Source organism: Pseudomonas guariconensis, from assembly GCF_015680235.1.
GTDB lineage: Bacteria > Pseudomonadota > Gammaproteobacteria > Pseudomonadales > Pseudomonadaceae > Aquipseudomonas > Aquipseudomonas guariconensis_A.
Map to the genome: position 1 here is coordinate 46,308 of NZ_JADLJL010000007.1, position 19,213 is coordinate 65,520.

The 19,213-nt window shown below is 62.9% G+C and carries 17 protein-coding genes; 7 read left to right on the forward strand and 10 right to left on the reverse strand.

Annotation, left to right across the window (positions count from 1 at the left end):
• Positions 1-191 precede the first annotated feature (191 nt).
• Entirely contained in the window at positions 192-950 is a 759-nt protein-coding gene (locus tag IRZ56_RS07550; protein WP_196144373.1) for a Nif3-like dinuclear metal center hexameric protein, read from the reverse strand.
• Between the two features lie 258 nt (positions 951-1,208).
• On the opposite strand from IRZ56_RS07550, the gene algW reads away from it, so the two are divergent.
• Entirely contained in the window at positions 1,209-2,369 is a 1,161-nt protein-coding gene (algW, locus tag IRZ56_RS07555; RefSeq protein WP_196144374.1) for a Do family serine endopeptidase AlgW, read from the forward strand.
• Positions 2,370-2,493: 124 nt separating this feature from the next.
• Here the strand turns inward: algW and IRZ56_RS07560 are convergent, their stop codons facing one another.
• The 4 genes from IRZ56_RS07560 to IRZ56_RS07575 all read right to left on the reverse strand — a co-directional run bounded on the left by IRZ56_RS07560 (position 2,494) and on the right by IRZ56_RS07575 (position 6,650).
• Entirely contained in the window at positions 2,494-3,258 is a 765-nt protein-coding gene (locus IRZ56_RS07560) for an amino acid ABC transporter ATP-binding protein (RefSeq protein WP_084857219.1), read from the reverse strand.
• A 10-nt stretch (positions 3,259-3,268) separates the two neighbouring features.
• Entirely contained in the window at positions 3,269-4,366 is a 1,098-nt protein-coding gene (locus tag IRZ56_RS07565; protein WP_196144375.1) for an amino acid ABC transporter permease, read from the reverse strand.
• Positions 4,367-4,376: 10 nt separating this feature from the next.
• The gene (locus IRZ56_RS07570; RefSeq protein ID WP_196144376.1) at positions 4,377-5,555 is read right to left on the reverse strand and encodes an amino acid ABC transporter permease; all 1,179 of its coding nucleotides are present in this window, start codon (positions 5,553-5,555) and stop codon (positions 4,377-4,379) included.
• A 66-nt stretch (positions 5,556-5,621) separates the two neighbouring features.
• Positions 5,622-6,650: an amino acid ABC transporter substrate-binding protein gene (locus tag IRZ56_RS07575; protein WP_196144377.1), complete on the reverse strand. Its 1,029-nt coding sequence runs from the start codon at positions 6,648-6,650 to the stop codon at positions 5,622-5,624.
• A gap of 338 nt (positions 6,651-6,988) precedes the next feature.
• On the opposite strand from IRZ56_RS07575, the gene IRZ56_RS07580 reads away from it, so the two are divergent.
• Both IRZ56_RS07580 and rhlB read left to right on the forward strand, forming a co-directional pair.
• Entirely contained in the window at positions 6,989-7,645 is a 657-nt protein-coding gene (locus IRZ56_RS07580) for an alpha/beta hydrolase (RefSeq protein ID WP_196144378.1), read from the forward strand.
• A 102-nt stretch (positions 7,646-7,747) separates the two neighbouring features.
• Positions 7,748-9,184, forward strand: coding sequence for an ATP-dependent RNA helicase RhlB (gene rhlB, locus IRZ56_RS07585; protein ID WP_196144379.1), 1,437 nt, complete (start codon positions 7,748-7,750; stop codon positions 9,182-9,184).
• A gap of 49 nt (positions 9,185-9,233) precedes the next feature.
• Here rhlB and moaE read toward each other — a convergent pair whose 3' ends face one another.
• The 5 genes from moaE to IRZ56_RS07610 form a co-directional block, all read right to left on the reverse strand.
• Positions 9,234-9,680 carry a molybdopterin synthase catalytic subunit MoaE gene (moaE, locus tag IRZ56_RS07590; protein ID WP_196144380.1) on the reverse strand — a complete coding sequence of 149 codons (447 nt, stop codon included), beginning with the start codon at positions 9,678-9,680 and terminating at the stop codon, positions 9,234-9,236.
• Positions 9,681-9,682: 2 nt separating this feature from the next.
• Entirely contained in the window at positions 9,683-9,928 is a 246-nt protein-coding gene (locus IRZ56_RS07595; RefSeq protein ID WP_196144381.1) for a MoaD/ThiS family protein, read from the reverse strand.
• Positions 9,928-10,398 (reverse strand): cyclic pyranopterin monophosphate synthase MoaC, encoded by a 471-nt coding sequence (moaC, locus tag IRZ56_RS07600; RefSeq protein ID WP_196144382.1) that lies wholly within the window; start codon positions 10,396-10,398, stop codon positions 9,928-9,930. Before moaC ends, IRZ56_RS07595 begins: the two co-directional genes overlap by 1 nt.
• Positions 10,399-10,533: 135 nt before the next feature.
• Positions 10,534-11,928: a PhoH family protein gene (locus tag IRZ56_RS07605; protein ID WP_196144383.1), complete on the reverse strand. Its 1,395-nt coding sequence runs from the start codon at positions 11,926-11,928 to the stop codon at positions 10,534-10,536.
• A gap of 409 nt (positions 11,929-12,337) precedes the next feature.
• Positions 12,338-13,465, reverse strand: a complete 1,128-nt coding sequence (locus IRZ56_RS07610; protein ID WP_196144384.1) for a polysaccharide deacetylase family protein — start codon at positions 13,463-13,465, stop codon at positions 12,338-12,340.
• A gap of 136 nt (positions 13,466-13,601) precedes the next feature.
• Here IRZ56_RS07610 and yaaA point away from each other — a divergent pair, with 136 nt between their 5' ends.
• The 4 genes from yaaA (at position 13,602) to IRZ56_RS07630 (ending at position 19,213) form a co-directional block, all read left to right on the forward strand.
• Positions 13,602-14,381: a peroxide stress protein YaaA gene (gene yaaA / locus IRZ56_RS07615; protein ID WP_196144385.1), complete on the forward strand. Its 780-nt coding sequence runs from the start codon at positions 13,602-13,604 to the stop codon at positions 14,379-14,381.
• Positions 14,382-15,154: 773 nt separating this feature from the next.
• A complete protein-coding gene (locus IRZ56_RS07620; protein ID WP_196144386.1) occupies positions 15,155-16,471 on the forward strand; it encodes a nucleotide sugar dehydrogenase in 1,317 nt (438 codons plus the stop codon).
• Between the two features lie 59 nt (positions 16,472-16,530).
• Entirely contained in the window at positions 16,531-18,012 is a 1,482-nt protein-coding gene (gene alg8 / locus IRZ56_RS07625) for a mannuronan synthase (RefSeq protein ID WP_230390347.1), read from the forward strand.
• A gap of 37 nt (positions 18,013-18,049) precedes the next feature.
• Positions 18,050-19,213, forward strand: coding sequence for a PilZ domain-containing protein (locus IRZ56_RS07630; protein ID WP_196144388.1), 1,164 nt, complete (start codon positions 18,050-18,052; stop codon positions 19,211-19,213).

Consider the following 19,213-nt stretch of genomic DNA (forward strand, 5'->3'; position numbering starts at 1 on the left):
TCGAGGCTGGCACTGTATCACAGCACTTGATTCTATTTAGGAGGCTGGCTAGACCGAAAGAATCTAACGATATGACTGGGGGTTTGGGGGAAATCGAGGATCGCTGCGCAGTCCAATCGCCGGCAAGCCGGCTCCCACAGAAACTGCGCTGAACCTGTGGGTGCCGGCTTGCCGGCGATTGGCCAATGAAGTCAGATCGGGTTGGGGCAGTCGATGAACAAATGCTCCAGCGCAAAGCGCCGCGCCAAGTAGTCGCCCAGCGCCTGCACCCCGTAGCGCTCGGTAGCATGGTGCCCGGCGGCGATGAAGCTGATGCCGTTCTCGCGGGCGCTGTGGAAGGTCTGCTCGGATGCCTCGCCGCTCAAGAACAGGTCGACCCCCGCCGCAATAGCGGTGTCGATGTAACCCTGCCCACCACCGGTACACCAGCCCACCCGACGGATCATCTGCTCGCCCTCGATCAGCAGCGGTTCGCGCCCCATCACCTCCTGCACCCGGCGAGCGAAATCACGCGCCGACATCGGCTCGGCGAGCGAGCCCACCAAGCCGACCACCTTCGGGTTGTCCGGGTCCAGAAGGCCTTCGACAGTAATGTCCAACTGGCGAGCCAACTGCACGTTGTTGCCCACCTCCGGATGCAGGTCCAGCGGCAGGTGATAGACCAGCAGGCTGATGTCATGCTTGAGCAAAGTTTTGAGGCGGCGCTGCTTCATGCCGGTGATGCACGGGTTCTCACCTTTCCAGAAGTAGCCATGGTGCACCAGCACCAGGTCGGCGTCGGCCTCGACCGCGGCATCGAGCAAGGCCTGGCTGGCGGTGACGCCACTGACGATGCGGCTGACCTGCGGGCGGCCTTCGACCTGCAGGCCGTTGGGGCAGTAATCCTGGATCTTGGCGCTGGCCAGGTAGCGCTCGGCTTCCTCCACCAGGGTGCTCAGGGCGACGGCCATGGAAAATCTCCTCGAAAATCTGCGCGTTCGGTGGGCGCAACGCCCGTATAATGGCCGCCATTATGGGCCGTCGCCGGCTTCGGGGAAACCGGCTGCGAACGCCTGGGGGTCAGTTCGTGGCACCGTCATTCGCGGGTAAACCCGCTCTCACAGGGTCGACACACCCCGTGTGGGAGCGCTGCTACCAGTGTATGATCGCGCGCGCTCGCTCCCCGCTGCGTAGCCACCGGCCCCTGCCCTATTCCCAGGATTCATTCGATGCTCAAGGCTTTGCGTTTTTTTGGATGGCCCCTGCTTACCGGCGTGCTGATCGCCATGCTGATCATCCAGCGTTTTCCCGAATGGGTCGGCCTGCCCAGCCAGGACGTCAACCTGCAGCAGGCGCCACAGACCTCGCGCATCGTGCAGGGGCCGGTGTCCTACGCCGATGCGGTGACCCTGGCCGCCCCGGCCGTAGCCAACCTGTACACCACCAAGGTGGTGAACAAGAGCTCGCACCCGCTGTTCGAAGACCCGCAGTTCCGCCGCTTCTTCGGTGACAACCTGCCCAAGCAACGACGCTGGGAATCGAGCCTGGGTTCGGCGGTGATCATGAGCCCGGAAGGCTACCTGCTGACCAACAACCACGTGACCAGCGGCGCCGATCAGATCGTAGTGGCGCTCAAGGACGGCCGCGAAACCCTGGCGCGGGTGATCGGCAGCGATCCGGAGACCGACCTGGCGGTCTTGAAGATCGACCTGAAGAAACTGCCGGCCATTACCATTGGCCGCTCCGACACCATCCACATCGGCGATGTATCGCTGGCCATCGGCAACCCCTTCGGCGTCGGCCAGACCGTGACCATGGGCATCATCAGCGCCACCGGCCGCAACCAGCTGGGCCTGAACAACTACGAAGACTTCATCCAGACTGACGCGGCGATCAACCCGGGCAACTCGGGCGGGGCGCTGATCGATGCCAACGGCAACCTGATCGGCATCAACACCGCGATCTTCTCCAAGTCCGGCGGCTCCCAGGGCATCGGCTTCGCCATCCCGGTCAAGCTGGCGCTGGAGGTGATGAAGTCGATCGTCGAACACGGCCAGGTGATCCGTGGCTGGCTGGGCATCGAGGTGCAGCCGCTGAGCCAGGAGCTGGCCGAGTCCTATGGCATGAAGGGCCGCCCGGGCATCGTCGTGGCAGGCATCTTCCGCGATGGCCCGGCGCAACGTGCGGGCCTGCAGCTGGGTGACGTGATCCTGAGCATCAATGGCGAACCGGCCGGCGACGGGCGCAAGTCCATGAACCAGGTGGCGCGTATCAAGCCCAACGAGAAGATTTCCATCGAAGTGATGCGCAATGGCGAGCAGCTCAAGCTGATCGCCGAGGTGGGGCTGCGGCCGCCGCCTGCGCCGGTGAGCGCCCCGGAAGAGAAGTAAGGCTTCACGCAGGGGCTGCTTTGCAGGCCCTTTCGCGGCACAAGGCCGCTGCTACAGGGGCCCAACCATTCCCTGTAGCAGCGGCCTTGTGCCGCGAAAGGGCCGCAAGGCGGCCCCAATCAGCTCAATGCAGGATCTGGCTCAGGAACAACTTGGTCCGGTCACTGCGCGGCCGGTCGAAGAAGTCATCCGGCGCCGCCTGCTCCACGATCTCCCCCTTGTCCATGAAGATCACCCGGTTCGCCACCGTCCGGGCAAAGCCCATCTCGTGGGTCACGCAGAGCATGGTCATGCCGTCTTCGGCCAGGCCCACCATGGTATCGAGCACCTCCTTGACCATCTCTGGGTCCAGCGCCGAGGTCGGCTCGTCGAACAGCATGATCTTGGGCTTCATGCACAGCGCCCGGGCGATGGCCACGCGCTGCTGCTGACCACCGGACAACTGCCCCGGATACTTGTGCGCCTGCTCGGGAATGCGCACCCGCTCCAGGTAGTGCATGGCGATTTCCTCGGCCTTGCGCCGTGGCATCTTGCGCACCCACATCGGCGCCAGGGTGCAGTTCTCGAGAATGCTCAGGTGCGGGAACAGGTTGAAGTGCTGGAACACCATGCCCACCTCGCGGCGGATCGCCTCGATCTGCTTGAGGTCGTTGGTCAGCTCCACGCCATCGACCACGATACGGCCCTGCTGGTGCTCTTCCAGACGGTTGAGGCAGCGGATGGTAGTCGACTTGCCCGAGCCCGACGGCCCACACAGCACGATACGTTCCCCCTGGCGCACGTTCAGGTTGATGTCCTTGAGCACGTGGAACTGCCCATACCATTTGTTCACACCCTGCATCTGGATGATGCCTTCGGGGCCGACAGGCTGCTTGCTCGCTTCACTCATTTCGAAACTCCTAACGCTTGTGGCCAGTGTCCAGCTTGCGCTCCAGGTGCATGGAGTAGCGGGACATACCGAAACAGAAAATCCAGAACACCAGGGCGGCGAACACATAGCCCTCGGTGGCCATGCCCAGCCAGGCCGGGTCGGCCGCGGCCTGCTTGACGCTGTTGAGCAGGTCGAAGAGGCCGATGATGATCACAAGGCTGGTGTCCTTGAACAGGGCGATGAAGGTGTTGACGATGCCAGGGATTACCAGCTTCAGTGCCTGGGGCAGGATCACCAGCCCCATCGCCCGCCAGTAGCCCAGGCCCATGGCCGCGGCCGCCTCGTATTGGCCCTTGGGGATGGCCTGCAGGCCTCCGCGGACCACCTCGGCGATGTAGGCTGACTGGAACAGGATGACGCCGATCATGGCCCGCAGCAGCTTGTCGAAGCTCATGCCCTCGGGCAGGAACAACGGCAGCATCACCGAGGACATGAACAACACGGTGATCAGCGGTACGCCGCGCCAGAACTCGATGAAGGTGACGCACACCACCTTCACCGCCGGCAGGTTGGAACGCCGCCCCAGCGCCAGCAGAATGCCCAGTGGCAAGGCGCCGACGATACCGACGGTGGCGATCACCAAGGTCAACATCAGGCCACCCCACTGGCTGGTGGGAACTGCGGCAAGGCCCAGGTAGCCGCCGTGCAGCAGGGTGTAGGCCAACACTGGGTACAACACTAGAAAGCCCACGCCGTAGGCCACCTTGCGCGGGAAGCGCTTGATGAACAGCGGCGCGGCGCCGAGCACGGCGAGCCAGACGGTCAGGTCGACCCGCCAGCGCAATTCGACCGGGTAGTAGCCATACATGAACTGGCCGAAGCGCTGCTGGATGAACACCCAGCAGGCGCCCTCCTTGGTGCAGTCGGCACGGGTGGTACCGACCCAGTTGGCATCGATGAACGCCCACTGCACCAGCGGCGGCACGATCAGCCAGATCAGGTACAGGGCAAACAGGGTCAACAGCGTGTTGAGCCAGTTGGAAAACAGGTTGGCCCGCATCCATGCGAGCGCGCCGACGGTCTTCACCGGTGGCGGCATGTCGGGTTTGAAAACATGGGCTGTCACAGGCGTACCCTCACCGCTCGATCAGCGCGATGCGCTTGTTGTACCAGTTCATCAGCAGCGAAATGCTGATGCTGATGGCGAGATAGACACTCATGGTGATGGCGATCACCTCGATGGCCTGGCCGGTCTGGTTGAGCACGGTACCGGCGAACAGCGAGACCATCTCCGGGTAGCCGATACCGGCCGCCAGGGACGAGTTCTTCGCCAGGTTCAGGTACTGGCTGGTCAACGGTGGCACGATCACCCGCAAGGCCTGGGGGATGATCACCTTGCGCAGGGTAGGCCCCTCGCGCAGGCCCAGCGAACGCGCGGCCTCGGTCTGGCCATGGCTGACCGAGCGGATGCCCGAGCGCACGATCTCGGCGATGAACGCCGCCGTATAGATGGTCAGCGCCAAGGTCAAGGCCAGCAGCTCGGGAATCAGCACCCAGCCGCCGACGAAGTTGAAGCCCTTGAGCTGCGGCACCTCCCAGTGCACCGGGCTACCGAACAGCAGCACGCAGACGCCAGGGATGCCGATGAACATCAACAGCCCCACCCAGAACTTGTGGAACGGCTCGCCAGTCTCGTCGAAACGCTTGTTGGCCAGGCGCACCATCAACACGATGGCGACTACCGCCAGCACCAGGGCCAGCACGAACGGCCAGAAGCCCTCGGCCATGGTCGCCCCGGGCATGTTCAGGCCGCGGTTGCTGATGAAAAAGGTGTCGTCGAGGTTGATGCTGCCCCGTGGCCCCGGCAGGGTGAGGAACACGGCGAAGTACCAGAACAGGATCTGCAGCAGCGGCGGGATGTTACGGAAGGTCTCCACGTACACGGTCGCCAGTTTGCTGATCATCCAGTTCGGCGACAGCCGCGCCACGCCGATGACGAAGCCCAGCACCGTGGCCAGGATGATGCCGATGAAGGTCACCAGCAGGGTGTTGAGCAGGCCGATGACGAAAACCCGGGCATAGCTGTCCGACTCCACATAGGGAATTAGGTGCTGGGCGATGCCGAAGCCCGCACTGCGCTCGAGGAAGTCGAAGCCCGAGGTGATGCCCCGGTGTTGCAAGTTGGTCTGGGTGTTATGGAACAGGTACCAGCCCAGGCCGACCACGAACACCACCGTGACCACCTGGAACAGCCACGCGCGCACACGTGGATCGCTCAGGGAAAACCCCTTCTGCGCGCCGATTCGATTTTGCATGAAGTGCCCCGCAAGGATGGGATCGAACAGCCTGCGGCGGCGGAATGCCGCCGCAGGGTGCAACCATCAGCGCACTGGAGGTGCGTACTGGATGCCGCCGTTGTTCCACAGGGCGTTCATGCCACGGTCGATCTTCAGGTCCGTGCTCTGGCCCAGGTTCTTCTCGAACACTTCGCCATAGTTGCCCACCTGCTTGACGATCTGCACCACCCAGTCCTTGGGCAGCTTCAGGTCCTTGCCGTACTCGCCGTCGGCACCCAGCAGGCGAGCGACGTCGGGGTTCTTGGTGGATTTGGCCTCGGCCTCGACGTTCTTCGAGGTGATGCCCGCTTCCTCGGCGTTGAGCATGGCGAAGAGGGTCCACTTGACGATGCTGAACCACTCCTCGTCGCCCTTGCGCACCACCGGGCCCAGGGGCTCCTTGGAGATGGTTTCCGGCAGCACCACGTACTCGCTCGGTGCAGCCAGCTTCGAACGCTGGGCGAACAGCTGCGACTTGTCCGAGGTCAGCACGTCGCAACGGCCGGACTCCAGCGACTTGGCACTCTCGTCGGAGGTGTCGAAGGTGATGGGGGTGTACTTCAGGCCATTGGCGCGGAAGAAGTCCGAGACGTTCAGCTCGGTGGTGGTACCGGCCTGGATGCAGATGGTCGCCCCATCGAGTTCCTTGGCGCTGGAGACGCCCAGCTTCTTGTTGACCAGGAAACCGACGCCGTCGTAGTAGGTAACACCGGCGAACACCAGGCCCATGCCGGCATCGCGCGAGCTGGTCCAGGTAGTGTTACGCGACAGCACGTCGACTTCGCCGGACTGCAGTGCGGTGAAACGCTCCTTGGCGTTGAGCTGGCTGAACTTGACCTTGGTAGCGTCGCCGAACACCGCCGCCGCCACGGCGCGGCATACATCGGCGTCGATACCGACGATCTTGCCGGTGCTGTCCGGTACCGAGAAGCCCGGGAGGCCGTCACTCACGCCACACTGGACGAAGCCCTTCTTCTTCACCGCATCAAGGGTGGCGCCGGCCTGGGCAAAACTGGTGGCGCCCAGCGCAGCGGCAGCGGTCAGGACTGCCAGGGTGGTTTTCAACATCTTCATTCACAACCTCCAATCGCTCTTGTTGTATCGAGCCGGAATTGCACCGCACCCTTATGAGGCGCATCCGACCCCTGGTTGGCTTGTTATTGGGTCAATGGCGCAATGAGCTGTTCTGATGACAGCCTTACTATCCGCACGAGGGGTGTTACCGTCGCCGGTCGATCCCCTCGCATCGGTTGATCCGTAGCAAAGGGCGTACCATAGTCATGCGCTTAAGCGTTTAAGCGGTCGTCAAGCCGGAAAAGTTGTAGAGTTGCGACATCTTCTTGTGGCATTACCCGTGCACGCCTTCTTTTCACGCACCAGAACCTGTGTGTGCGCACACTTTCGGAGCAGCCATGACCAACCCTTTGATCCTCGAACCCCAGAACACCGCCGATGCCTGTGTGATCTGGTTGCACGGCCTGGGGGCCGACCGTTACGACTTCCTACCGGTGGCCGAGGCCCTGCAGGAACACTTGCTCAGCACCCGCTTCGTGATGCCCCAGGCGCCTACCCGCCCGGTCACCATCAATGGTGGCTACGCCATGCCCAGCTGGTACGACATCAAGGCCATGACCCCGGCCCGCGCCATCGATCAAGCGCAACTGGAGGAATCTGCCGAGCAGGTGGTGGCACTGATCGAGGCCGAGCGCGCCAAGGGCATCGACCTGGCGCGGGTGTTCCTCGCCGGCTTCTCCCAGGGGGGTGCGGTGGTGTTGCACACAGCCTATATAAAGTGGCAGGAGGCCCTGGGCGGCGTGCTGGCGTTGTCGACCTATGCCCCGACCTTCACTGACGAGCACCAGCTCAGCGCCTGCCAGCAGCGCACCCCGGCCCTGTGCCTGCACGGCGTGCATGACCCGGTGGTGATCCCGTCCATGGGCCGCACGGCCTACGAGCACCTCAAGCACTGGGGTGTCGAGGCGGCCTGGGAGGAATACCCGATGGAACACGAAGTGGTGCCCCAGGAAATCAACGACATCTACAACTGGCTTGTACGCCACCTGCGCTAGCGGTGCATTCATCCGTAGTTGTCGGCGCACTCCACTACGCCGCGCCCGGTTCTTGCATTACACTGCCCGGCGTACATTCCTTAACCAGTTGACGAGACGATCGTGCTCAAGGCACTCAAGAAAATATTCGGCAAGCCCGACGCTGCCCCGCAGGCCGTCGCACCCGTTGCCAACGTGATTACCCCCCCGCCCGCGGCAGAGCCGCCGGCAACCCCAGCCCAGCCCGTCGAAGCGGCAGCGCCAACGGCCGCCCCGCGTGCGGAAAAACCCGCCCCCCAAGACAAGCCTCGCCGCGAGCGCAAGCCAAAGCCCCAGGCCAGCCTGTGGAAGCCGGAAGACTTCGTGGTCGAGCCCCAGGAAGGCAAGACCCGCTTCCATGACTTCAAGCTGTCCAACGAGCTGATGCATGCCATCCACGACCTGGGCTTCCCCTACTGCACACCGATCCAGGCCCAGGTACTGGGCCATACCCTGCGCGGCAAGGACGCCATCGGCCGGGCCCAGACCGGCACCGGCAAGACCGCCGCGTTCCTGATCTCGATCATCTCCCAGCTGCAGCAGACGCCGCCGCCCAAGGAACGCTACATGGGCGAGCCCCGTGCGCTGATCATCGCGCCAACCCGCGAGCTGGTGGTGCAGATCGCCAAGGACGCCATGGCCCTGACCAGGTATAGCGGCCTGAACGTGATGACATTCGTCGGCGGCATGGACTTCGACAAGCAGCTAAAGGCCCTGGAAGCGCGCCATTGCGACATCCTGGTGGCCACCCCGGGCCGCCTGCTGGACTTCCACCAGCGCGGCGAGGTGCACCTGGACATGGTCGAAGTACTGGTGCTGGACGAAGCCGACCGCATGCTCGACATGGGCTTCATCCCGCAGGTGCGCCAGATCATCCGCCAGACCCCACCCAAGAGCGAACGCCAGACGCTGCTGTTTTCGGCCACCTTCACCGATGACGTGATGAACCTGGCCAAGCAGTGGACCACCAACCCCGCCATCGTCGAGATCGAGCCGGAGAACGTGGCCAGCGAGACGGTCGAGCAACACGTCTACGCCGTGGCCTCAAGCGACAAATACAAACTGCTGTACAACCTGGTGACCCAGAACAAGTGGGAACGGGTGATGGTCTTCGCCAACCGCAAGGACGAAGTGCGGCGGGTCGAGGAGCGCCTGGTGCGCGATGGCATCAACGCCGCCCAACTGTCGGGCGACGTGCCGCAGCACAAGCGCATCCGCACCCTGGAAAGCTTCCGCGAAGGCCGCATCGCCGTGCTGGTGGCCACCGACGTGGCCGGCCGCGGCATTCACATCGATGGCATCAGCCACGTGATCAACTTCACCCTGCCGGAAGACCCGGACGACTACGTGCACCGCATCGGCCGCACGGGCCGTGCCGGCACCAGTGGCGTGTCGATCAGTTTCGCGGGCGAGGACGACGCCTACCAATTGCCAGCCATCGAGGAACTGCTGGGTCGCAAGATCAAGTGCGAGATGCCGCCTGACGAGCTGCTCAAGCCGGTGCCGCGCAAGCATCACTGATGCAGGCCGCTTACCGCTCCTACAGTGAGGGGGCGGCGGCGCACTTTGACTACCAGCGCTGCGCGGCATCCTGGTCGCTCTGCTTGCCTTCCACCCACCGTGGCCCCTCCTGGGTATTCTCCTTCTTCCAGAACGGCGCTCGGGTCTTCAGGTAATCCATGATGAAGTTGCAGGCATCGAACGCCGCTTGCCGATGGGCGCTGGCCACACCGACGAAGACGATCGGCTCGCCCGGCTCCAGCGCACCGATGCGGTGCAGCACCTCGACCTTGAGCAGCGGCCAGCGTTGCTCGGCCTCGACAACGATCTTGGCCAGGGCCTTCTCGGTCATGCCTGGGTAGTGTTCGAGGAACATCCCCGCGACATCCAGGCCATCGTTGAAATCGCGCACGTAACCCACGAAACCCACCACCGCGCCGACGCCGACGTTGGCGGCATGCATGGCGTTGGTTTCCACGCCGGGGTCGAACGCCTGCTGCTGAACCCGAACACCCATGGTCAGCCTCCGGTCACCGGCGGGAAGAACGCCACTTCGTCGCCCTCTTCCAGCACCTCGTCGAGCTTGCACAGCTCTTCGTTACGCGCGCACATCAGGTTTTGCTCGGCCAGCACCGCGTACTGCCCGCCCTTGGCGACCAATGCCTGGCGCACATCGTCGAGTACCGCGAAATCCCCTTCCAGGCGCTCGCTGTCAAGCCCCAGCAGTTCGCGATAGCGGGCGAAATACATGACCTGAACCTTCATCACGCCTCCACCTGGTAATGGCCACTCTTGCCGCCGACTTTCTCCAGCAGGCGCACCTGCTCGATGACCATGCCTTTGTCCACCGCCTTGCACATGTCATAGAGGGTCAACGCGGCGACACTGGCGGCGGTCAGCGCTTCCATCTCCACGCCGGTCTGCCCGGCCAGCTTGCAACGGGCGACGATATGCACCCCATCGCTGCCGTCGGCGGCCAATTCGACCTTGACGCTGGTGAGCATCAATGGGTGGCACAGCGGGATCAAATCGCTGGTCTTCTTCGCCGCCTGGATACCGGCGATGCGCGCCACGGCGAATACGTCACCCTTGGGGTGTTCGCCATCGACGATCATCTGCAAGGTCTGCGGCAACATGCGCACCCGCGCCTCGGCCACCGCTTCGCGCGCGGTCACGGCTTTTTCAGTGACGTCGACCATATTGGCGCGCCCCTGGGAATCGAGATGAGTCAGCACTGCTCTGCTCCTGTGAAGGGAACAAAGAGTGTAAACCTGTAGGTCAGGTTTGAGCAGGGGAATATGTCGGCCGCTCCTACAGAGGGCGTACGGTGAACGGAGAAGGCCGGGCGGAGGGCCGCCCGGCAGTGGGCATTACAGATGCGACTCGGCGTACTCGGCCAGTACCGAGCGTGGCACGCCCTGCAGGGTGATATGAACGCCGTGGGGGAAGTCCTTGAAGCGCTCGGTGAGGTAGGTCAGGCCAGAGCTGGTGGCCGACAGGTAAGGGGTGTCGATCTGCGCCAGGTTGCCCAGGCAGACCACCTTCGACCCGGCCCCAGCACGGGTGATGATGGTTTTCATCTGGTGCGGGGTAAGGTTCTGGCACTCGTCGATCAGGATCAGGCTCTGCTGGAAGCTGCGGCCGCGAATGTAGTTCAGCGACTTGAACTGCAGCGGTACCCGCTCGAGGATGTATTCCACGCTGCCATGGGTGCTCTCGTCATCCATGTGCAAGGCTTCGAGGTTGTCGGTGATGGCGCCCAGCCAGGGCTCCATCTTCTCGGCCTCGGTACCCGGCAGGAAGCCGATCTCCTGGTCCAGCCCCTGCACGCTGCGGGTGGCGATGATCCGCCGGTAGCGCTTGCTGACCATGGTCTGCTCGATGGCTGCGGCCAGCGCCAGGATGGTCTTGCCGGAGCCCGCAGCGCCGGTGAGGTTGACCAGGTGGATATCCGGGTCGAGCAGCGCGAACAGCGCCAGGCTCTGGTGGATGTCACGCGGCTTCAGGCCCCAGGCCTCCTGGTGCAGCAATGGCTCCTGGTGCAGGTCGAGCAACAGCAGTTCGTCTTCGCGGATGCCCTTGATCCAACCGACGAAGCCCTGCTCATCGATGATGAACTCGTTGACGTGCACCGCCGGCAGGTTGTCGGTCAGTTGCACCCGGTGCCAGGTACGGCCGCGCTCCTGGCGGGTCTCGACCTTGCTGACCCGGTCCCAGAAGGAGCCGGTCACCGAGTGGTAGCCCTTGGACAGCAAGGCAACGTCATCGACCAGCTGGTCGGTGCTGTAGTCCTCGGCAGCGATGCCACAGGCACGCGCCTTCAGGCGCATGTTGATGTCCTTGGTCACCAGCACGACATCGAGGTCGGCGCGGCGGCTGCGCAGCTCCAGGAGCTGGTTGATGATGATGTTGTCGTTGAGGTTCTCCGGCAGCAGCCGGTTCGGTTCGTTGCGCGGGCTCATCAGGATCGACAGGAAGCCCTTGGGCCCGCTCTTGCCACGCTGGATCGGCACACCCTGCTCGACGTCGCTGGGAGAGGCATCACCGAGGGTCTGGTCGATCAGGCGGATGGCCTGGCGGCATTCGGCGGCGATGGTGTGTTTGCCGGTCTTGAGTTTGTCGAGTTCCTCCAGCACCGTCATCGGGATGGCGACACGGTGCTCCTCGAAGTTGAGCAATGCGTTGGGGTCGTGAATCAGGACATTGGTATCGAGCACATACAGGATTGGCTGGGTGGAGGAAGAATTGCGTCCTTGGTCATCCATACTCGGTCACCTTATGTGAAAGCCACACGACGCGTAATGCTGCGCCGCAGAGTGACCGCCGTTCTCCCCGTATCCGCGTCGTTACGGGCGGGGAGCGCACCTGGCAAGGAGGGCCTGGATGACGCCACCTGTGCTGCAGGATTCGGCTGTCTGGTTCCTACATACCGCATAAATGATGACCAGAAAAAGTCTTTTTACGTTCAGTTGAAGTTTATTTTTCCGATTGATGTTCAGGGCTTGGCTTGAGCCCCGGACGGGTCTAGAGTCAAAGATCAAGCACTGCATAATTGCGCGATACGGCGGGTACTGCCTCTGTAGGAGCGGGCTTGCCCCGCGATCAGGCCACCCCCGATATCACCGTCGCCAGGCAAGGGCCTTCGCCCTTGATCGCGGTACCACAGAGGGCCAGTTATTCCCGCCGCCCGTATTCCAGGCAATCCTCCCAGCCGATCCCGCTCTGCGCCGTGTTGCGCAGCAACCACTCCACCGCTGGCTGCGCCTTGGGCTGGCTGTCGTGGAACTGGATCACGCCCTTGCGCCACAGCAGCATCAAGGTCAGCACTCGCTGGGCCGAGGCCTGTGCGCTCAACGCACTGTCATCCTGGGCATCGATGTCCCACAACGATACCTGCAATTTCTGACGCCCCATGAACGCCTCGCCATCGGCTCTGCGCTGCCCATAGGGCGGTCGGAACAACGGCACGTACTGCTCCGGCAAGTCCGCCTGGACCCGGGTCTGGGCTCGGCGCAGCGAGTCCTGCCAATCCGACCACTGCGCATGGGAGCGATATTCCCAGCCCTGGATACCCACGCACTGGTCCTCATACAGCGCAGCGAGCGCGCCCGGCGCATCGGCGTCGCGTCGTTGTTGCAGGCGGTTGCCGATGACGAAGAACAGGCCACCGAGCTTCTGTCGTCGCAGGTAGTCGACCAGCACATCGGTACTGCTGCCTTCAGGGCCAGGCCCACCGACGAAGGTCAGCAGGAACACCCGGTCGTTGAGCTCGTCACCATTGCGCTCACGGCTGGACAAACGCTCGATCTCGCTGCTGGTCTGGGGCAATACCGCCGCCTTGCGCAATTGTTCGTTCAGGTAGCGGCTGTGGAATTGCCGGCTGGGCTCGATCCATGGCACATAGAACTCCCCCACGTCACCGGCGAAGGTGGCGGCCAGGGTACGCAGCTCGGCCATCGATTCCAGCGGGTAGCAGAACGAGGCGTCCTGTTCGCAGCTGCGCTGGGCCTGCTGGTAGTTTTCCCACAGCCGCTGCCACATGCGCGCACGTACCGCACGGATGGACGCCAGGTTGACCTGGCGCAGCTGCAAGCGCGCTGCCAGCGCCGGCTCGTCGAGCATTTCGCTCTCCTGCAACACCTGGGCGAACGACAGGATCTCGGCCCGGGAGGCGACATCGAACAGCGCCGGGCTGTCCAGCTGCTCCGGCCACAAGGTGCGGTCCAGGCTGGCCACAGGTAACGGGGCGGCCTGGGCAGCCAGGCTCAGCAGGCCCACCAGCAGGACGAAGGCAATACGCACGATCGAACTCTCCGCAACATCATCAGGCGCACTATAACGTGACGCCCGCTGATGGTCCGCGACTATCGTCGCCATAGTTTGGCCTCACCGGTGCCAACCCGTAGAATCGGCGCCGACGATTCCAGGAGCCGACCCGATGCTGACGGTGATTTCCCCCGCCAAAACCCTCGATTACGACACCCCGCCGGTGACCCAGCGCTTCACCCTGCCCCAGTACCTGGACGATTCCCAGGAGCTGATCACCCAACTGCGTGAATTCACGCCCGCCCAGATCAGCGAACTGATGCACCTGTCCGACAAGCTCGCCGGCCTTAACGCCGCCCGCTTCGGCAGCTGGACGCCGGATTTCACACCCGCCAACGCCAAGCAGGCCCTGTTGGCTTTCAAAGGTGACGTGTACACAGGGCTCGATGCCGAAAGCCTCAGCGAAGACGACTTCACCTACGCCCAGGACCACCTGCGCATGCTTTCGGGCCTGTATGGGCTGCTGCGCCCACTGGACCTGATGCAACCCTATCGCCTGGAAATGGGCACCAAGCTGGCCAATGCCCGCGGCAAGGACCTCTACGCCTTCTGGGGCACCCGCATCAGCGAATGGCTGAACCAGGCCCTGGCCGACCAGGGTGATGACGTGCTGCTGAACCTGGCCAGCAACGAATACTTCAGTGCGGTCAAGCGCAGTGCCCTGAACGCGCGGGTGATCGACGTCGATTTCAAGGACCTGAAGAACGGCCAATACAAGATCATCAGCTTCTATGCCAAGAAAGCTCGCGGAATGATGAGCCGCTTCGTGATCCAGGAACGGATCGACGACCCCGAGCAGCTCAAGCGCTTCGACGTGCAGGGGTATTTCTACAGTGCCGAGCAGTCGAAGCAGGACCACCTGGTGTTCCTGCGGGATCATCCGGCCACTTGAAGTGCCTGGTTTGGGATTTGTGGGAGGCGTACATCGAGCGCCGCGCGCGCGGTGCTTCATATTGCCACCCTGCCACGATCCCGACGCCAAAAAACCACCACTCATCCGCTTATCGCAAAATGCCATAAGACCGCTCGTAGTTTTTTGACGGTTTTTGAAAAATTTTTTCACATAATGGCATATAACCATCCCTCATCGATCCGGCCCTTTATATATGGGGGCCAAACTCCCCTGTGCTATCAGATTGAAAGTATTTCCGATTGAAAAAATATTAAGAAATCTTTCACCGCCGCCGAACCGACCTCGGAACTTCTGCTACCGGCGACGGCTCATAGGACCCGTAACGCATTTCCTGCGACACACGTGAGAAATGACTTACAGATGACAACGGCCGGTATCCACTACCGGCTCCGATAACTTCGACAGGCGCAACGGTACCGACCGAAGGCCCTGTCCACGAAGGAGAGACGCGCCCCTACTATCGTCCTAGTGGTTGATTTCATAGGATTTTTCCAATTGAAAGAACAAGCACAGCAGTATGCGAGTTAGCAAACTGCAATAAAGACGGCTGCATTTCAGGGCACGCCTTTTAATTACTGGCCTTTTACTGCCAATTGTGAGTGCACAACTTTGCGCGCTCCGGATTTATTCATGCCTGCGTTCGGCGAACTGTTCATTCGCCAGGGAGCCGTGCGCCCGAAAACTGCTGGTTAATCAACCCGGTCCGGTTCTTCTCGGAGGAACCGACGTGATAAACACACGAGGTGAATACGATGCGTATCAGCATCTTTGGTTTGGGTTATGTGGGTGCCGTCTGTGCAGGCTGCCTGTCGGCACGGGGCCATGAAGTGATTGGTGTGGACGTGTCCAAGACCAAGATCGACCTGATCAACCAGGGCAAGTCGCCCATCGTCGAGCCGGGTCTGGAACAGCTCCTGCAGCAAGGCATCGCCAATGGCCGCCTGCGCGGTACCACCGACTTCGCCGAAGCCATCCGTGCCAGCGACGTGTCGATGATCTGCGTCGGCACCCCGAGCAAGAAGAACGGTGACCTGGGCCTGGAATACATCGAGTCGGTGTGCCGCGAGATCGGCTACGTGCTGCGTGACACCGAGCGCCGCCACACCATCGTGGTGCGCAGCACCGTGCTGCCGGGCACCGTCAAGAACGTGGTGATCCCGATTCTCGAGGACTGCTCCGGCAAGAAGGCCGGCGTCGACTTCGGCGTCGCGGTCAACCCTGAGTTCCTGCGCGAAAGCACCGCTATCGCCGACTACGACCGCCCACCGATGACCGTCATCGGCGAGCTGGACAAGGCCAGCGGCGACGTGCTCCAAGCCATCTACGAGGAGCTGGACGCGCCGATCATCCGCAAGCCGGTCGAAGTGGCCGAGATGATCAAGTACACCTGCAACGTCTGGCACGCCACCAAGGTCACCTTCGCCAACGAGATCGGCAACATCGCCAAGGCCGTGGGTGTCGATGGCCGCGACGTGATGGACGTGGTCTGCCAGGACAAGGTCCTGAACCTGTCCCAGTACTACATGCGCCCAGGCTTCGCCTTCGGTGGCTCGTGCCTGCCCAAGGACGTACGCGCCCTCACCTACCGCGCTTCGAGCCTGGACGTGAAGGCACCGCTGCTCGACTCGCTGATGCGCAGCAACGAGTCCCAGGTGCAGAACGCCTTCGACATCATCGAAAGCCACGACAAGCGCAAGGTCGCCCTGTTGGGCCTGTCGTTCAAGGCCGGCACGGACGACCTGCGTGAAAGCCCGCTGGTGGAACTGGCCGAGCGCCTGATCGGCAAGGGCTACGAGCTGAACATCTACGACCAGAACGTCCAGTACGCCCGTGTCCACGGCGCCAACAAGGACTACATCGAGTCGAAGATCCCGCACGTTTCCTCGCTGCTCAACGATGACCTGCAGCACGTCATCGACAACGCCGACGTGATCATCCTGGGCAACCGCGACGAGAAGTTCCGCGCCCTCGCCCAGCAGGCACCGGAAGGCAAGCAGGTGATCGACCTGGTCGGCTTCATGACCAAGCCGACCTGCGCCACCAGCCGTACCGAAGGCATCTGCTGGTAACCGGCCGGGCAGCGGGCGACCGCTGCCCTTCCCCCTGATTCTCGCGACGGATGCTGAACATGCAAAGGCTCCAGACAGTGCTGTTGCAGTGCGCCGGGTGGCTGCTCTACGTGAGCCTGCTCATGCTGATCGCCCTGGCCCTGCCCAGCGACATCTTCGACTCGCAGTCGAAGCACTTCATCTTCCTGGTCGGCGCTGTCGGCATCTGGCGCTACTCCATGGGCGCCACCCATTTCATCCGTGGCATGGCCTTCCTCTACGGCGTCTACCCGTACCTGCGCCGTAAAGTGCGCAAGCTGGGCAAGGCGGCCGACCCGTCCCATGTGTACCTGATGGTCACCAGCTTCCGCATCGATGCCCACACCACCGCGCAGGTCTACAGCTCGGTGATCCGTGAGGCGATCGACTGTGGCTACCCCACCACCGTGGTCTGTTCGCTGGTGGAGATGTCCGACGAGCTGCTGGTCAAGAGCCTGTGGGCCCGCTACAACCCGCCCGCCCACGTCAAGCTGGACTTCGTGCGCATCGCCGGTACCGGCAAGCGCGACGGCCTGGCCTTCGGCTTCCGCGCCATCTCGCGGATGATGCCCGACGAACATGCCGTGGTCGCGGTGATCGATGGCGACACCGTGCTCGGCGAAGGCGTGGTCCGCAAGACCGTACCTTGGTTCAAGCTGTTCCCCAATGTCGGTGGCCTGACCACCAACGAATTCTGCGAAGTGCGCGGCGGCTACATCATGAGCGAGTGGCACAAGCTGCGCTTCGCCCAGCGCCACATCAACATGTGCTCGATGGCCTTGTCCAAGCGCGTGCTGACCATGACCGGCCGGATGTCGATGTTCCGCGCAAGCGTGGTGACCAACCCCGAGTTCATCGCCGACGTGGAAAGCGATTCGCTGCACCACTGGCGCCTGGGCCGCTTCAAGTTCCTCACCGGTGACGACAAGTCCAGCTGGTTCAGCCTCATGCGCCTTGGCTACGACACCTTCTACGTGCCGGACGCGGCGATCAACACGGTCGAGCACCCGCCGGAGAAGAGCTTCCTCAAGGCCAGCCGCAAGCTGATGTACCGCTGGTACGGCAACAACCTGCGGCAGAACTCCCGTGCACTGGGCCTGGGCCTCAAGCGCCTGGGGCTGTTCACCAGCATCGTCCTGTTCGACCAGCGCGTGTCCATGTGGACCAGCCTGCTGGGCCTGACCGTGGCGGTGATCGCCAGCCTCAAGTTCGGCCTGGGCTTCCTGCTGGTGTACCTGCTGTGGATCGGCATCACCCGCCTGATCCTCACCATCATGCTGCTGTGCTCGGGCCACAACGTAGGGCCGGCCTACCCGCTGATTCTTTATTACAACCAGATCGTCGGCGCGATCATGAAGATCTACGTGTTCTTCCGCCTCGACAAACAGTCGTGGACCCGCCAGCCGACTGCGCTCAAGCGTGACCTCGCAAGTTTTCAACAATGGTTCAACACCTGGTCCTCGCGGACCATGACCTTCTCGGCGGCCAGCATCTTCGTCGCTGTGCTGTTCATGATCGTGTGAGCCCCCCCGGAACGGAACTAACAGGAACGAAATCGCCATGAATACCGCCGTGAACGCCAATGTCGTGCATGAGTCCGAAGCCCAGCGCCAGCATGTACGGGTACGCATCCCCGCCAAGCTGCGCTACCTGGACCGCAACCGCGAGACGCACGATGTGAAGGTGGACGATCTCTCCGCCGGGGGCCTGTCCTTCCACACCAACAAACCGCTGAATGTCGGCGACGTGCTGCGTGGCCGCCTGCAGTTCACGGTCGACAACCTGGGCCTGTCCATGGACGTCGAGTTCCAGGTCCGCTCCTACCAGAGCAACGGCCGCACTGGCGTGCAGTTCCAGAACTTGGAACCGCGCGACGTGGCGACCCTGCGCCACATCATCACCACCTTCCTGTCCGGCGAAATGATCGACGTGGGCGGCGTGCTCAGCACCCTGCAGCGCGACAACTTCACCAAGGCGCGCAAGCAGAAGGACAACGGCTCGGGCCTGTCGGCCTTCGGCCGTCTGCGCGCGGTCACCGTCAGCCTCGGCGTGTTCGTGGTCGGCGTGGCGGCCTTCGGCTTCATCGCCAAGTCGCTGTATGGCATGTACTTCGTCAGCCACGCCGAGGCCGGCGTAGTCGCCGTGCCCACCACCAACGTCACCATGCCTCGCGACGGCACCGTGCAGAGCCTGGTGGAAAGTGGCGGCCAAGTGGTCAAGGGCGCCCCGCTGGCGAGCTTCAGCACCAGCATGCTGGACATGCTCAAGGGCCACTTGGACGACTCCCAGCTCGAGCCAGCCAAGGTCGAGGAGCTGTTCGGCAAGCAGCTGTCCGGCACCCTCACCAGCCCGTGCGATTGCGTGGTCTCCCGCCAGTTGGTGAACGACGGCCAGTACGCTGCCAAGGGCCAGCCGATCTTCCAGCTGATTCCGCGGACCAGCAACCCGATGATCGAGGCGCGCTTCAGCTACCGCCAGTTCGACCAGGTCAAGCCTGGCACCCGTGTGCAGTTCCAGATCGCCGGCGAAGACGACGTGCGTACTGGTCAGATCGTCAGCAGCGCCAACCTCAACAGCGAAGACCTGGCCTCGGACATCCGCGTGCAGATCAAGCCCGACGGCGCCCTGCCTGCCGAACTGGCCGGCCGTCCTGCCTCGGTCAACGCCGACCGTGGCCCGTCGCTGGACTGGCTGATCGACAAGGCCGTGGCCCGCGGGCTGTAA

Coding starts and splice junctions, on each gene's coding strand:
- IRZ56_RS07560 (WP_084857219.1), bottom strand. CDS start 3,258: ATGAGTGAAGCGAGCAAGCAGCCTGTCGGCCCCGAAGGCATCATCCAG.
- IRZ56_RS07620 (WP_196144386.1), top strand. CDS start 15,155: ATGCGTATCAGCATCTTTGGTTTGGGTTATGTGGGTGCCGTCTGTGCA.
- IRZ56_RS07605 (WP_196144383.1), bottom strand. CDS start 11,928: ATGGATGACCAAGGACGCAATTCTTCCTCCACCCAGCCAATCCTGTAT.
- IRZ56_RS07570 (WP_196144376.1), bottom strand. CDS start 5,555: ATGCAAAATCGAATCGGCGCGCAGAAGGGGTTTTCCCTGAGCGATCCA.
- IRZ56_RS07595 (WP_196144381.1), bottom strand. CDS start 9,928: ATGAAGGTTCAGGTCATGTATTTCGCCCGCTATCGCGAACTGCTGGGG.
- algW (WP_196144374.1), top strand. CDS start 1,209: ATGCTCAAGGCTTTGCGTTTTTTTGGATGGCCCCTGCTTACCGGCGTG.
- IRZ56_RS07580 (WP_196144378.1), top strand. CDS start 6,989: ATGACCAACCCTTTGATCCTCGAACCCCAGAACACCGCCGATGCCTGT.
- yaaA (WP_196144385.1), top strand. CDS start 13,602: ATGCTGACGGTGATTTCCCCCGCCAAAACCCTCGATTACGACACCCCG.
- IRZ56_RS07550 (WP_196144373.1), bottom strand. CDS start 950: ATGGCCGTCGCCCTGAGCACCCTGGTGGAGGAAGCCGAGCGCTACCTG.
- IRZ56_RS07630 (WP_196144388.1), top strand. CDS start 18,050: ATGAATACCGCCGTGAACGCCAATGTCGTGCATGAGTCCGAAGCCCAG.
- alg8 (WP_230390347.1), top strand. CDS start 16,531: ATGCAAAGGCTCCAGACAGTGCTGTTGCAGTGCGCCGGGTGGCTGCTC.
- IRZ56_RS07575 (WP_196144377.1), bottom strand. CDS start 6,650: ATGAAGATGTTGAAAACCACCCTGGCAGTCCTGACCGCTGCCGCTGCG.
- moaE (WP_196144380.1), bottom strand. CDS start 9,680: ATGGGTGTTCGGGTTCAGCAGCAGGCGTTCGACCCCGGCGTGGAAACC.